This window comes from Aquimarina sp. ERC-38, from assembly GCF_026222555.1.
Taxonomy (GTDB): domain Bacteria; phylum Bacteroidota; class Bacteroidia; order Flavobacteriales; family Flavobacteriaceae; genus Aquimarina.
The window spans coordinates 1501479-1515515 of the sequence record NZ_CP098511.1 but is presented as its reverse complement, the minus strand read 5'-3'; the positions used below and the strand labels follow the sequence as shown (position 1 = coordinate 1515515).

The 14037-nt window shown below is 32.9% G+C and carries 14 protein-coding genes and 2 pseudogenes; 4 read left to right on the top strand and 12 right to left on the bottom strand.

What is annotated here, in order from left to right:
* Positions 1-89: 89 nt before the first annotated feature.
* The 4 genes and pseudogenes from NBT05_RS06515 to NBT05_RS06500 form a co-directional block, all read left to right on the top strand.
* A complete protein-coding gene (locus NBT05_RS06515; protein ID WP_265772249.1) occupies positions 90-1304 on the top strand; it encodes a site-specific integrase in 1215 nt (404 codons plus the stop codon).
* Between the two features lie 230 nt (positions 1305-1534).
* The gene (locus NBT05_RS06510) at positions 1535-1834 is read left to right on the top strand and encodes a hypothetical protein (RefSeq protein WP_265772686.1); all 300 of its coding nucleotides are present in this window, start codon (positions 1535-1537) and stop codon (positions 1832-1834) included.
* A complete protein-coding gene (locus NBT05_RS06505; RefSeq protein WP_265772685.1) occupies positions 1831-2100 on the top strand; it encodes a hypothetical protein in 270 nt (89 codons plus the stop codon). Before NBT05_RS06510 ends, NBT05_RS06505 begins: the two co-directional genes overlap by 4 nt.
* 214 nt (positions 2101-2314) lie before the next feature.
* Positions 2315-3514: pseudogene (locus tag NBT05_RS06500) on the top strand (IS256 family transposase); the annotation flags it as partial.
* 142 nt (positions 3515-3656) lie between these two features.
* On the opposite strand, the gene NBT05_RS06495 reads toward NBT05_RS06500, so the two are convergent.
* From NBT05_RS06495 to NBT05_RS06440, 12 genes and pseudogenes are all read right to left on the bottom strand, one after another.
* Complete coding sequence (locus NBT05_RS06495; protein ID WP_265772684.1) at positions 3657-4655, bottom strand: DnaB-like helicase C-terminal domain-containing protein; 999 nt, start codon at positions 4653-4655, stop codon at positions 3657-3659.
* 14 nt (positions 4656-4669) lie between these two features.
* The gene (locus NBT05_RS06490) at positions 4670-5074 is read right to left on the bottom strand and encodes a hypothetical protein (RefSeq protein WP_265772683.1); all 405 of its coding nucleotides are present in this window, start codon (positions 5072-5074) and stop codon (positions 4670-4672) included.
* 4 nt (positions 5075-5078) lie between these two features.
* Positions 5079-5333 carry a hypothetical protein gene (locus NBT05_RS06485; RefSeq protein ID WP_265772682.1) on the bottom strand — a complete coding sequence of 85 codons (255 nt, stop codon included), beginning with the start codon at positions 5331-5333 and terminating at the stop codon, positions 5079-5081.
* Positions 5334-5855: a toll/interleukin-1 receptor domain-containing protein gene (locus NBT05_RS06480; protein WP_265772681.1), complete on the bottom strand. Its 522-nt coding sequence runs from the start codon at positions 5853-5855 to the stop codon at positions 5334-5336. It lies immediately after the preceding gene.
* A gap of 63 nt (positions 5856-5918) precedes the next feature.
* Positions 5919-6605, bottom strand: a complete 687-nt coding sequence (locus NBT05_RS06475) for a TIR domain-containing protein (RefSeq protein ID WP_265772680.1) — start codon at positions 6603-6605, stop codon at positions 5919-5921.
* Positions 6606-6609: 4 nt separating this feature from the next.
* Positions 6610-7206, bottom strand: a complete 597-nt coding sequence (locus tag NBT05_RS06470) for a hypothetical protein (RefSeq protein WP_265772679.1) — start codon at positions 7204-7206, stop codon at positions 6610-6612.
* Entirely contained in the window at positions 7188-8186 is a 999-nt protein-coding gene (locus tag NBT05_RS06465) for a toll/interleukin-1 receptor domain-containing protein (RefSeq protein ID WP_265772678.1), read from the bottom strand. The genes NBT05_RS06470 and NBT05_RS06465 overlap by 19 nt, the downstream gene beginning before the upstream one ends.
* A gap of 287 nt (positions 8187-8473) precedes the next feature.
* Positions 8474-9154 (bottom strand): annotated as a pseudogene (locus NBT05_RS06460) (recombinase family protein).
* A 277-nt stretch (positions 9155-9431) separates the two neighbouring features.
* Entirely contained in the window at positions 9432-9968 is a 537-nt protein-coding gene (locus NBT05_RS06455) for a hypothetical protein (RefSeq protein ID WP_265772677.1), read from the bottom strand.
* A gap of 21 nt (positions 9969-9989) precedes the next feature.
* Positions 9990-10508, bottom strand: a complete 519-nt coding sequence (locus tag NBT05_RS06450; protein WP_265772676.1) for a DinB family protein — start codon at positions 10506-10508, stop codon at positions 9990-9992.
* 55 nt (positions 10509-10563) lie between these two features.
* Positions 10564-11544: an IS30 family transposase gene (locus NBT05_RS06445; protein ID WP_265772675.1), complete on the bottom strand. Its 981-nt coding sequence runs from the start codon at positions 11542-11544 to the stop codon at positions 10564-10566.
* Positions 11545-11671: 127 nt separating this feature from the next.
* On the bottom strand, positions 11672-13801 hold the full coding sequence (locus NBT05_RS06440) for a prolyl oligopeptidase family serine peptidase (protein WP_265772674.1): 2130 nt from the start codon (positions 13799-13801) through the stop codon (positions 11672-11674).
* Positions 13802-14037 lie beyond the last annotated feature (236 nt).

Below are 14037 nucleotides of genomic sequence, written 5' to 3'. Positions count from 1 at the left end.
TTTACAATCGTTTTGTACACGTATTTGTTTAACCTATGTTTAACCTTTTTGTATTATATTTGTGGAGAGAATTGGTATAGCTATATATAATGATTACGACGAAAATACTACTTTATAAAAGTAAGAAGAAAGCTGATGATACTTTTCCTATTGTACTTCGTATTACTTATGATCGAAAACCTAAGTATATATTTCTCGCCTATATTAAAGAAAAAGATTGGAATTTTAAAACTTTGAGGGTAAAAAATTCGCATCCGCAAAATCAAAGTATCAATAATTTAATTATTAATAAGCTAGCATTAGCCGAAAATTTGATCTTAGAAAGTAGGAGAAAAAATGAGCATATTGATATAAAACAGATCATCCGAAAGATTAAACTGGATAGGGTAGGTCAGCAAACCTTTTATGAATTAACTGAAACCCATTTAAAAGAGTTAAAGCAACTTAAAAAATATGCCAGCTATCGTAATTATGTTAGAAGCTTTAATTCCTTTAAAAAATTCAATAAAAATGAGGATTTATATTTTGAACAAATTACGCTAGCCCTTCTAAAGAAATTGGAAATTTATCTGGTTGCAAAAAACTTGGGTCAGGATTCTCTCTACAATATGTTTTCCTTTATACGCGTAATGTATAATAAAGCCATACGATTAAATGAAGTAGAACAGAAGCACTATCCATTTGGCAGGGGTAAGTTTACCTTAAAAACGCCTAACGCTGAAAAAATAGGTCTAAACATAGAAGAAATAAAAGACCTGGAAGAATTAGAACTACCAGAAGATTCTTCTTTAAATCATACCCGTAATGCTTTTTTATTTTCATTTTATTTGGCGGGAATTCGCTTTAGCGATGTATTGACTATGCGATGGGATGCGATACGAGATGGAAGGTTATATTATGCCATGCGTAAAAATCAAAAATTAGATTCATTAGAACTTCCTATCAAGGTGATTGCTATTCTAGAAAAATATGAGCTATACAAAGAAGATAATAAGGGTTTAATTTTTCCATTTTTAAGAAAATGTGATTTTGATAACGACGAAGCTATTCATAGGGCTTTACATAATCACAATACATACGTTAATAAAAACCTTAAAAAGATTGCAAAGCTAGCTAAAATTGAGAAAAAGCTTACCTTCCATATCGCACGTCATAGTTTTGGTAATATTTCAGGTTCTAAAATACCTGTACAAATGTTGCAAAAATTATATCGTCATTCTGATATAGCTACTACAGTAAGATATCAAAGTAATTTTGACCATACCCTAACAGATAAAGCTTTAAATGACGTTCTGAATTTTTAGCATCCATGTTAAGTTATTTCATTTTTCCGGAACTTACTGTAGTTTATTTGATCTTAGACTTGAATCTCTTTTCATTGGTTAAAATCCAAAATAGCATTTAGACCTTTTGCTAGCAACTACCTAGATCTTACTGCAAAGATTTGCAGATAGAAACACCTACGTGTATATTTAGGTTTTAAGTATGAGAGCATTTAGTTTCTTTGTTTCTGTAACCATTAAAATGTATTGTTATGGAAGTGATTGTTTTTGAAAAAGCTACGTTCTACAAATTAATTGACGAATTAACTCATAAGATTTATGAGCGATTTATAATAACCGAAAAGGGAGGTGCAACTGATTGGATTGACACCAATAAAGCCAAAAAATTATTAGGAATTAAAAGCCGGGTTAAAATGCAGCAGCTACGGGATGTCTATGCTATTCAATTTGCTAAAATCGGTAAAACCTATCAGTACTCAAAAAATAGTATTTTAAAATTTCTAAATCAAAACTCTAACAGGTATGCTACTACAAAAATAATAAAAGCATGAGTACAATTACAATAGAAACCCAAGCACTTTATCAATTAATTGATGAAGTATTAGATTATGCTGAAGAAAAATTAGGCAATACTACTAAGAACGAACCCGAATGGATTGGCACCCAAGAAGCAAAACAATTGTTAGGCTTTACCAGCCGAACCAAAATGCAACAACTACGGGATAATCATATTATTAAATATACTCGCATAGGTAGAAACTTCAAATACCACCGTAAAAGTATAGTACAAGGTAGAAAAATGTATGGGAATTTTTAGAATTAGAAATTTATGATACTAATCATGCTCATTTGATAGTGACATAATTTATAAACCGATACAGTAACGTGTCGGTTTTTTTTTGATTTTGAAATGAATGAAAACTATATTGAACTGAATTTTAATCGTCTTAGTGAATTATTTCTTTTATTAAATGAGAGTGTAAACTGTACTCTGTCTGATTAAAATTTTAGTTTAATTTTAATGAGATATTATGACAACACAAGAACAACAAGAATTAGAGAAGAAGGCACTAGAGCAATTTATGTCTGGTAAGAGTCTTTTTAGTAAAGATGGTGCTTTTGCACCAATGCTTAAAAGTTTTATTGAGAAGGCTTTAGCGTCTGAGATGGAAGGTCACCTGGACGATGTTGAACGTTCCAAAGGAAACAAACGTAATGGCAAGGGCAAGAAGACCATCAAGAGCGGTTTTGGGACTTTTGATATTGAAACCCCTCAAGATCGTCTCAGTAGCTTTGAACCAGAGCTGGTCAAAAAGCGGCAAAGTATCCTGGCAGACAACCTTTCAGATAAAATAATCGGTCTCTATGGCCTAGGGATGAGCTACCGTGATATCTCTTCACACATCAAAGAGATGTACGACACAGAGATCTCCCATACCGTGCTAAGCCAGATTACAGATAAGATCATTCCGGATGTAAAAGCATGGCAGAACCGTCCTCTAGAACCTTTATACTGCATCGTCTGGTTAGATGCTATGCACTACAAGGTTAAAGTAGAAGGGAAGATCGTTCACAAGGCACTTTACAACATCTTGGGAATTAACAAAGAGGGGCAAAAAGAAATACTAGGGATATACTTATCTGAGAGCGAAGGTGCTAACTTCTGGTTGCAGGTACTCACCGACCTTAACAATAGGGGGCTTGAAGATATTTTGATAGCCTGTACCGATAACCTAAAAGGATTTACTAATGCGATACTCGGTGTTTTCCCCAAAGCTGAGGTTCAACTTTGTATCGTTCACCAAATACGTAACTCCTTAAAGTATATAGCTTCAAAGGATCAAAAGGAATTTATGAGGGACCTTAAAAAAGTCTATCGGGCAACAAATAAACAAGTGGCAGAGGATGAACTGGAAAAGCTATCGGGCAAGTGGGAAGAAAAATATCCGGTAGTCATTCAAAGTTGGCAAAACAACTGGGAGCATCTATCACAGTACTTTAAGTATACAGCACCTATTAGAAAAATCATCTATACCACCAACGCTGTAGAGGGGTACCATCGCCAGGTACGCAAAGTAACCAAGACCAAGGGTGCCTTTACAAATGATATGGCACTGCTCAAGCTCGTTTACCTTGCTACGATGAACATCCAGAAAAAGTGGACAAGCCCTCTCCACAACTGGAGCTCTACCATACAGCAACTTTATATTATCTTTGAGGATAGGATAGACCTGGATATTGGTAAAAACCAATCAAAACGTGTCGCTGACGCTAGGTCGCATTCCAAAATCAGTCGAAAACAAGTTTCGACTAATTTTGAAATGGATAAGAAAAAATAACTCAGACAGAGTTTAATTTACACTACCTATTAAATCAAAAAGGTATGTCATCGTTTTCAAGATTATTAAATCTGCTACCAAATATTGATTCTTGTTTGGTTCCTATATCGGAAAAAGGATCATCGCTCCTATTATCAAATTGAGAAGATATCTTTTTACTAAGATTATTAAATTTCCCTGTCATTGAATTAAATGATAATTTTATATTATGGAATTCACCAACATTGTGTTTTTTTATACAGAATTCTGCTTCACCAGATGTTGAACTAGACTCTTCATCCTCCCATTCTGCTATTCCATACTGTTCGGGCCTATATATAAAAGCTACAATATCTGCTTCATTTTCAATTTGACCAGAATCTCTAAGATCTGATAATAGAGGTCTTTTATAACCACCACGTCCCTCTACTAATCTATTTAAATCTGAAAATAATATGATGGGGATATTTAACCTCAATGTTGTTTGCTTTAATTTAATTACTAGCTTATTTATTTCTTGCTCTCTATTATTAAATTTATAATCTGAAGGTAACGGCTCGATTAGTTGCAATTTGTCTATTAAAATGCATTTCACTTGCTTTTTTTCTACTAACTCATTACAGGTCATTATAATTTCGTTAATATTCATACAGTGCGAGTGTTGTAGATAAATAGGTGCTTCCTTAATATTTTTTGTGTAAGTATGTAATATTTCCCATTCATGCTTCTCTAATTCGCCTTTTTTCAATTTTAAAGCACTGAAACCTGTTTCTTGAGAAATCATTCTAGATACAAACTGATAAACCGGCATTTGTAAAGAAAAAATTCCGAGTGTATTCTTATTTTTAGCTCCTATTTTTATAGCTAATGAAATAGCTAATGATGTTTTGTCCATTGAAGGTCTGCCGCCTATAACTGTAAGTTCTGAATTTTGAAACCCATTTGTTATCTGATCTAACTTGTTAAAACCACTTAAAACACCGTTTACCACTCCATTACTTGAATCTTCAATTAATTGAATTGAAGAATTATAAGTTGAAATTATTTTATCCATGGTTTATCTGAACTTTAATTTTTAAAGTAATCCCATTTATTTTTATAATCTTCGAGAACTCCTTTCATAACTCTATCTTGTTTTCCAAATGAAGATTTTATATCTTTTATTTTGGAACTAGGTACAACATAAATATCTGGTGCAATATCTACTTCAGAAAATTTATTGTTGTAGATTACAAAAACTATAAAGTGATTTTTTGTTTCGACAATATTATTGACAACAAGAGAACTATATCCTCTTACAGATTTTACATCAATTGAAATCGATTCACCGTCACTTGTAATTACTCTAATATCAATGCTTTTTTTATTACCTTGAGAAACATATGCTTCTAACTCCAACCTATATAGTTTGGACAATACAAGATATTCACTTGCGATTCCTGTGTTAAAAGAATTTGCTCTAGGATTTTCCATCTCTTTATTGAACTTTTAATTTAAAATCTGTAGCATGTTTAATCATAATATCATTAAGCTCTTTTAACAAGTTTTCTCTATGTTCAATGTTATTGAAGATTGAATAATTAATTTTCTGTGTAAAACTTTCGGCTACCTCTTTTTGAAATTTATCAATTACTTTTATAACCGTTTCTGATTTTAATCTTTTCAAACATTCTTCTTTGATTTTGCTTACTTCGATTTCGAACTCTTTAATTAAATCTATCTTTGTCATCATTTATTTAGACTTTAACCACTCAGTTATTGACACAACTTTATCATTACCATTAATTGATGGAAATACAACGTATGTACCTTTCGCCCTATAATGCCCTTTGTAATATTGATAATAATCAACGTTAAAAATGTAAGGGTATATTTCTAAGTACTCACTACCCGAAAAATCTGAATATTCTCTTTTTATTGGTAAAATTGCAATGTGGTCAATATACTTCGCTGCATCTCCTAAACCTAACTCCCAATTACACCATTTAGAGCTTATTGCCCCCTCTGTTGCTAAAAGGATAAATTTATGATTATCCTTAATTTTTTGTTTTATTCTATCCGCGGTCCTTCCTGATGTTGTTTTAGGCATCCCGTCATCTAACCAATCAACATAAACGTCTACACTATAAGATTTTAAAAATGAAATAGCCCCTTCTAGATACTCTCTTTCATCGTGTTTGTGAGAAAGGAAAATTTTAGTTTTAAAACGATTACTTTCTTCTTTAAAACTTTTTAGGCTTTCATTTAAGGTCATATAGTAGGAATTTAATGACCTTCTTTGGTTTATAAGTTCTGATTCGGTTATAAAGCTCATATACTATTTAATAGTTTTTACAATGTTATAATCATCCTTCTTATCTCGTAACTCTATAGCTTTGTCAATATATTTTGTAGGATTTGCCATAAAATCAAACCATTTTACAGATTCAATATAGGAGCTATCGCCATAATAAACCCAACTACCATTGCAATCACTTCTTGTAGGCACTTTTACATTAAACATATTGTCACTAATTATTTGAAATAGAAAACGTGTATTTAGTGTCCTACAGTTGCACCCGTTATTATGAGTTAGATAATATTCGTAACTTCCATTTTCATCTGGAAGTACAACGGCTATAACACCATTTGTACTACTTGACTTACCTAATCTTGTCTGCTTTTTTAAAGAGTATGAAACTTCCCATGGTATCCATTGGTCTTTTTCCGATTTAAACGGTTCCTTCATTCCTTTAGAAATCAAAACAATAGTAACACTGCTATCAAAAATCTTGTCTCCTAATTTTGAACTGATAGAAGAGTCTGCCAAGTTCTCCATACTTTCATCATCATTCTCACCTTTATAAATATGGTCATCACCTGTCAAATGCTCTGAAATTTCATCTACATAATGTCTTGCAGTAGTAGCTATTTTTATTTTGCCGAAAAAAGACTCTTGATATATGCCTAAATCTTGTACTAATGAATCCGAATATTTATATGAAACGAATACTTTTCTTGCCATACTTTTAAATTTTATCCATTAGAAATTTTTGAAACAAAGACATATACCCATAATCCTTTTCGAGTCTTGTATTTTTTAGGTTATGAGGGAATAAATTGTCATATACTAATTTAGTTGCCGCACCTGTGCTAGCTATAGGAAGCAATACTGCTTCTGGATGATATTCTTTAAACATTCTATATTCATCTTCAATACCATCCATTCCGCCAATAAAGACTGCTGCTGAAAATTCATTCTCTAAGAACATTTGTTCCCTGAGTAGTTTTATACTAGCAGGAATACTATCTTCTTTTTTCGTGAATACGATATTTTCAAACTTATTATTATCCGGAGGGAAAATATCTTTAAACCATAAAGATTGGTAAAGCTTTACGTGTTCTTGGATATTCATATCCAATTTTTCCATTACGTAATAAATTAATGGTGTTATTGAGGGATGACCACCCCATATTATTCTATGGTATGGTAATACTACTGTTGTCAAAGCAATAACTGCATCACGAATTGCAATAATGTCTGCTGTTTCTACATACTTTGCATCTCTATTAGGCAGGGGAATACTAGCAGATAGAAATATATTCTTTACGCCTTCTGTAGCCATAATTCAAAATCTTGTTTTTTTAATGTTTTTATATCCTTTCTGAAATTGTCATTTAACCATTCTAAATGTTTCAACCATTTATCACGTATTCGCAAATCATCATATATCAATCGTATAGAAACCTCATCGTACCCCATCAACTCTTTTTTTATTTCAGCTGATTGACAGCTTGTTGATTGAGGTATACCAATAGTAGGGATGTAGATTATATGTTCTCCATTCGGTAAATCCTCTGTTAAAATCTTTTCAGGCTGAACAGTTACCTTTCGTTTATTCTTTTCTGCTATATTTCTAAATTCAGTAATTAAATTATCCTGTCTAGCTGCTAAATTTCTTGCTCGAACAGATTCCACTTCAGTAAGCACACGTTCTACCATCGTTTCAATAAATCGACCAGTACTATCTGACTCTTTATTGATAAAGTCATCTTCTGTTAATTGAATTGGATAACTGATATAAGAAGATTTGTCAATATTCTTTATTTGATGATTTGGCCACACCAACTGGACAATTCCTATTTGCTTTGCACTTGCTTCTGCAAATTCTTCTTTACACCAATGACTTTCTAAAAAACCAGGAGTATTCAGTAATATAATAACATCGCAATCTGTCATACGATGCCACAATTCATCTTGAAAAGGTTCTCCCTTTTGAATTGAATGCGTATCGAGAAATACATCAAAATTATAAGCTTCTAAAGCCTCATATAATTGAATAGCCACAGCGGTAGATTCAGCTCTTCTGTAACTAATAAACACTTTTCTTGTACTTCGTAACAATTCAAAAGCTTCTAGAACAACATTAGTAATTCTATTTAATTCATCTTCTGAAAATTTAATGGCATTTTGATTTTCTAAAACGGACGGAATATCATTTTCAAATCTGTCATAGAATATTGGAAGTATCATTGTACCATCTTTCAGAAGCTTCTGAGTAACATCTAAATCCTTAAAATCGCCATTGTTATCTCCGAAGTACAAGGCAAATGCAGGTTGGTTACCTTTATATTCATCTTTAATAGAAGATGCCGGAATAACTTAATTAAACTCTTTAGGCAATTTAAGATTCTTTAACTCTGCTCTTATCTGGTCAATTATTATTTGCGTTTCCGGAACTTTTGATCCTAAGGTTATGAGCTGATATTTATATTTCATAAGTTGATTTGCTTTTGTCGACTTAACTAACAACCCCATACCCGAAAAACTTCAGACACCTGATGGTTAATAATATTACACTGGTTCTAAATTATAAAAATAAATCTTTAAGTCTACTTTTTCCCTCTTTGATTTTTATGTTTTTTGCAATATGCTTTATTTACATCTTGATTCTTATCCCAAAAAGTAGCTTTGCGAACGACACAGTTTCTACGTCCTCGATGTGTTAGATATTTGTATAAAGTAGCTTTTGAATTTATGTCAACTAGTTTCATAATTTCTGAAATGGAAAGTTGATTTTTTTCATCTCGGTAATAATTTTCTGCTAGAATAGCCTTTGATTCAGCGATCTTACTTAAACCTTTTCTTCTACCAATCTTAGCACCTCTTCGCCTTGCGCTTTCCTGTCCAGCCAATGTTCTTTCCACGATTATATTACGTTCCATTTCGGCAACTGCACTAAAAATGGTCAGAACAAATTTTCCATGTGCGGAAGTCGTGTCAATAAATGGTTCCTGTAAACTTCTAAAGCCGACTTCCATTTTTTCAAATTCATCAACAAGTTTTAGCATATGGGTTACACTTCTTGCGATTCGATCCATCTTTCAAACAATAACTACATCCTCTTCACGCAATTTACTTAATAGCAAATCTAATTTTTTTCGATTTGCTTTTGCTCCAGAGGAAACATCTTTGTATATATTTTTTTCTTTTACACCTGCTTTCAACAAAGCATCGATTTGTAAATCAAATTTCTGAGATGGTGTACTAATACGTGCATATCCAAATAACATATCGGTTCATTTAAGTGTTAATTCGTAAACTTATAAAATGAACCGATTTATTGAACTTGATAGGTTTTATTCTCCGGTTTTTATTCAATAGTTCAGTTTGATGACCAAAATAATGAGACAAGTATATAGTAAATGCTCTCTCTTTAACTCTTTCCCGTACAAAAACACTACCTAACCCACCACTATGTATCTTCAAACCACAAACAAATCGAATAGCTTAACTAACTCAAAGCAAACTATGAATGTATTAAAATGGATTCAATAATAGTTCTTCTCGTTATTCAGTCAATAAGTATTCAACTTTCTTAAGTTGGAAAGTGTCTAAAACTATTTGGTTAGAACTACCATCAAAGGTTTTATCATAAGTATGCAAACAACTTCCATTAGCTTCAATCTCTAAACAAGCATTGATAGCATCATTTGCATAACTAGTAGAAACTTCTATACCATCGTCATATAGCAAGGTTAAGTAAGGAAAACCGATTGCTTTAAAATTATTATTATTATTTAATTCAATTTGAAATTGTAACCTATCGGTTTTGGTAACGGTATCTTGTGTAAACTCAAATTGAATTACGTTATAAGAAAAGTTTTCGATAGATGGGATGGTAATAATATCATTTTCTTCCGGCTCTTCAAAATCGCAAGGTACTTCTAATTTTCGTTCAGGTTGGATGGTTCCGCCTACCTGATATCCGGGAAACGTTATGATTTTCATACAATCTTCTTCGTCATCGTTTGAAGAACAGGTGATAAATAATAGCGAAGTAATTATGATTATAAGAACTCTAAAATTTTTTGTGCTGTAGTTCATAACTGTATTTAGGTCACTATTTTAAATGCTATCTGTTTTACATTGATAGTTATACAATCTTTTTAGCAGGTAAATCTGACCAAGATGTTGAGACTGGTGCTCCATTACATGTAACCATTCGAAATAGTTATTTTTATGCGAATTTATAGAAAAGTTTTCTAACCATTCGTCATCCACTTCGCTAAAAAGGTTTAGGGTATTTGACCTAACATTATTATATATCTCTAAATAGAACTCAATCGATTCTTCCTTGAATTCTTGTCTCGCAGTTTTGTCCATCTCTAAAGCTATAGTCCATAATTTATGCTTTTTAGGGTGAAAACCTTTATTTGAAAATGTATAGAGTTGATAATAATATTCTAATGAAGAAATATGGACAAGTACAACGCCAATGCTGTTTATGGAAGGGTTAGGTGCATAATCAAGCTCTCGGATGCTTAGATCTTTTACAGAATTCATCATTCGTTGACCAACATCTTCTAACATAAACAAAACTTCAAAAATTTTATTTGAATATTTCTTATCATAAAGTTTTTTCAAAGTAGAATACTATCTTTAATATACTATACAATCTGTTTTATTTGTTATCCTACATTCAAGTTATAAATGCAACAGTTTGGGTTTTGTTGATAAAAGTTGCGTATACCTCATTGGGTGTTTTATACCCGAACCTTTTCCTAGGCCTATTGTTTAAAATGTTTTCTACTTTCTCTACCGCTTCCTTAGTTATCTCTGCAAAGCTACTACCTTTTGGGAAATACTGCCTTATCAGCCCGTTGAGGTTTTCATTGGCACCCCTTTGCCAGCTATGGTAGGGTTTTGCAAAGTAGAAATCAATGTCAAGCTCCTCTGCTATTTCCTGATGGTTTGCAAACTCCTTCCCGTTGTCACTGGTAATAGTTTTAATAAAGGGCTTCCAATCTTCCAGTAGTTCTTCCGTTTTCACCTGGACTTCCCGGGCTGATTTGTTTTCTATATGTCCCATCCTTAGCATCCCTGTAGCCCTATCGTTTATAGTGACAAGGGCACCTCTATGGTCTTTACCTATCACCAGGTCAATCTCAAGGTCACCTATCCTTTCTTTTTTGTCTACTACCCGGGGGCGTTCTGTTATGTCCCTTCTATTAGGGATGCACCCCCTACCTGCTTGCTTACCGCCTCTTTTCTGGTACTTCCTTCCCTTATTACGCAAACAAAGGTATGTTCTCCCGCCTGCTTTCTTATCCTGCCATATAAACTGGTAAATACGTTCATGCGATACACAAGGGGTCCCCTCTAGCATAGCCCTTCCTTTGATCTGTTCCGGGCTAAGGTGGTCTTGAAGCCCATCACAAACCAACTTCTCCATAGAAGGGGTAAAAACCTTGTGCTTTGCTTTATCCTTATGGCGTTTTTGGGCTTTTCTTTGGGCTAGCTCAGCATTGTACTTCCCACTTCGGTTGTCAGCATTGCGTCTTACTTCCCTATATATAGTAGAGCGATCCCGACCCAACTGTTCTGCTATTTCCTTTTTAGGGGTTTTAAGTTCTAAAAGTGCTGATATTTTGTACCTTTCCTCCAGCGTTAAATGTTCCATATTCTTTAAGTTTTCCAACCCAAAGGTATGAGATTTTTCGCCGCCCCCACCATAGTTTTAGCCCTAGGGCTAAAACTATGGTGGGGGCTTTTATCAACAGCTAAGCTGTTGCATTTATGTGTTGAATCTAAGTATTCTTTAAAGTGTAAGTAGGATGCTCAGTACTCCAAAAAGCAAAAGCAAGGGCATCCGTTGTATTCTTTATACTTTTGGAAATAGAATTACCACCATCATGTCCTGAATCAAAGTCAACACTAAAGAGAAGAGGGTTATTAGAAGAATTATAGTCTTTCAATTTAGCGTAAAACTTAGCAGGATCCCAGGAAGGTACTCTTATATCATTAAAACCTGTGGTCACCAAGGTTGCAGGATAACTTGTACCTTTTTCAACATGATGAAAAGAATCCATTTCATACAAATAGTTAAATTCTTCTTTACTTTTTATAGTACCAAACTCTTTTGTACTGTTTGCCCCGTTAATATCAGTTTCCATGAGTATGGTATTCATAAATGGAACATGGGCAATAACACCTGCAAATAAATCTGGTTTTTCAGTCATTGCTCTACCTACGGTGATGCCACCGGCGCTTCCTCCACTGATAGCCAGTTTACTTTTTGAGGTGTATTTTTCCTTTATCAGGTATTCTGCGGTAGCAATAAAATCTTTCCAGGTGTTAGCTTTTGTAGCTTTTAATCCACCTTTGTACCAATAGTCCCCCTTTTCACCACCACCTCTCACGTGAGCAATTGCATAAACCCCACCTTCATGCACCCAGGTCATGATTTTTTTAGAAAAACTCGGTTTTATCGAATACCCGTAAGACCCATAACCTGTTAGAAAAGTTGAATTCTGACCATCTTTTTTCAGATCATTTCTATAGATTAAGGAGAGAGGTATTAATTCTCCATCCTGCGCCTTAACCTCAATTTCTTCGACTTTAATAGTATTAGAAATTTTAAAATTTTTAATATCTTTTATATTTGATTCCTTGAAAAAGTTATTTTCAAAATTATAAATAAACCGTCTCTCTTGAAAAGTCCAACCTGTAAGCTTTATAGCAAAAAAGCTGTCATCTAATCCTTTTGTTTCTAAAGTAATATTGCCCGCATTAAGTGGTAATTCCATCTGTTCAATTTCACCATTACTTCTCAACTTATAAAGTTTTGCATCTACACCGTTCTTTAAAGTAGTAAAGAAGATATTATCTTTTACAATTGCAAATTTAGTAATCACTTTATCTTTAAATTCCTTAACTAAGATTTTTGGGGATTTAACATCAGGAGCAGGAGAAAGTGAAGTTTTACACAACTTAAAGTTTGAAGCATCTTTTGAAGTTAGGTAGATTATTGAATCATTTTGTTGCAAATAAGACAAGACTTTATCCTCTTTTCTAAAAAGGGGATGCCAGGCTTTATCTTTTATATAATTGTCTTTTACAATTGTATAGTAATATTCATAATATTTTGTTGCACCTGCTACCGCAGCTACAAGGTATTTATCCAAAGGGCGATCCCTAAAAACTACGGGAATATCTTCTGTTTTAAAATTTACATTTGGATTGTTCTCTTTAGAAAATAAGGGTAGGGTACCTTTACCCAGTTTGTGAACGACTACTTGCGTATTTTGTAAATAATCTTTTATCTTTTCTTTCTCACTACCTAATTGTAAAAATGTAACACCGTTGTTTTTTGGTAACCAGTATACCCCACCAAAAGTGGGTAGTGTATTCTCTATTTCGTCAGGAAAAAATTCTTTAGTTTTTGTATCAAGAAAACGTAGTTTTGAAATTTCTTTTCCTTTTTCTGCCATACCAATAACTACTTTTTCTGAGTTCCAACTGGGCTTGTAATAGGTAATGGTATAGTTTGAATTATGAACACCATTATATTCCTGAAGATCAAAAATTAACTCTTCTATATTACTTTTAGCATCTTTTCTAAATAATTTGATATGATCTCCATTCTTTTCTTGCTTTAGATAATAAAAATCATCGGTAAAGGTTGATTTGATATTTGTAATAAGTTCCGAATCCTGGTTTAGGAAATATCTTTGCAAACTATCTAAACGTTCTCGGTTATCTATTAAATCTAAAAACGTAGAAGCTTCCTTATTTTGTTGTTCAAACCATTTTATAACAGAACTATCCTTTAAATTTTGAAGGTAACTGTATTTATCAATAATCTTTTTTCCATGATAAACCTGTATGCTATCATTTTGAGCTTTAATATTAGAACCAGGCAATATAACCAAGTTCATATAAAAAATTAGAATTATTGGTATTTTAGAAAACATAAAGGATAGTTCTGTAGGTGGAAATTAAAGAAAAACTTTGGTAGCTATGTACTTACCCCCTAATCCAAATCGTCTCCGTTTCCTCTTCCTGCATTTAATCGTGACATTTGGGAACTGGTTAATGTAGGAATGGTCATAAGGCGGTTATAGTTATAAGCATTCCAATAGTTTTCTCAATAAGCATGACTATAGTTAAATAA

Excerpts from the sequence above, each read along its gene's own strand:
- NBT05_RS06515 (WP_265772249.1), top strand. The coding sequence starts at position 90 with ATGATTACGACGAAAATACTACTTTATAAAAGTAAGAAGAAAGCTGAT.
- NBT05_RS06510 (WP_265772686.1), top strand. The coding sequence starts at position 1,535 with ATGGAAGTGATTGTTTTTGAAAAAGCTACGTTCTACAAATTAATTGAC.
- NBT05_RS06505 (WP_265772685.1), top strand. The coding sequence starts at position 1,831 with ATGAGTACAATTACAATAGAAACCCAAGCACTTTATCAATTAATTGAT.
- NBT05_RS06495 (WP_265772684.1), bottom strand. The coding sequence starts at position 4,655 with ATGGATAAAATAATTTCAACTTATAATTCTTCAATTCAATTAATTGAA.
- NBT05_RS06490 (WP_265772683.1), bottom strand. The coding sequence starts at position 5,074 with ATGGAAAATCCTAGAGCAAATTCTTTTAACACAGGAATCGCAAGTGAA.
- NBT05_RS06485 (WP_265772682.1), bottom strand. The coding sequence starts at position 5,333 with ATGATGACAAAGATAGATTTAATTAAAGAGTTCGAAATCGAAGTAAGC.
- NBT05_RS06480 (WP_265772681.1), bottom strand. The coding sequence starts at position 5,855 with ATGACCTTAAATGAAAGCCTAAAAAGTTTTAAAGAAGAAAGTAATCGT.
- NBT05_RS06475 (WP_265772680.1), bottom strand. The coding sequence starts at position 6,605 with ATGGCAAGAAAAGTATTCGTTTCATATAAATATTCGGATTCATTAGTA.
- NBT05_RS06470 (WP_265772679.1), bottom strand. The coding sequence starts at position 7,206 with ATGGCTACAGAAGGCGTAAAGAATATATTTCTATCTGCTAGTATTCCC.
- NBT05_RS06455 (WP_265772677.1), bottom strand. The coding sequence starts at position 9,968 with ATGAACTACAGCACAAAAAATTTTAGAGTTCTTATAATCATAATTACT.
- NBT05_RS06445 (WP_265772675.1), bottom strand. The coding sequence starts at position 11,544 with ATGGAACATTTAACGCTGGAGGAAAGGTACAAAATATCAGCACTTTTA.
- NBT05_RS06440 (WP_265772674.1), bottom strand. The coding sequence starts at position 13,801 with ATGAACTTGGTTATATTGCCTGGTTCTAATATTAAAGCTCAAAATGAT.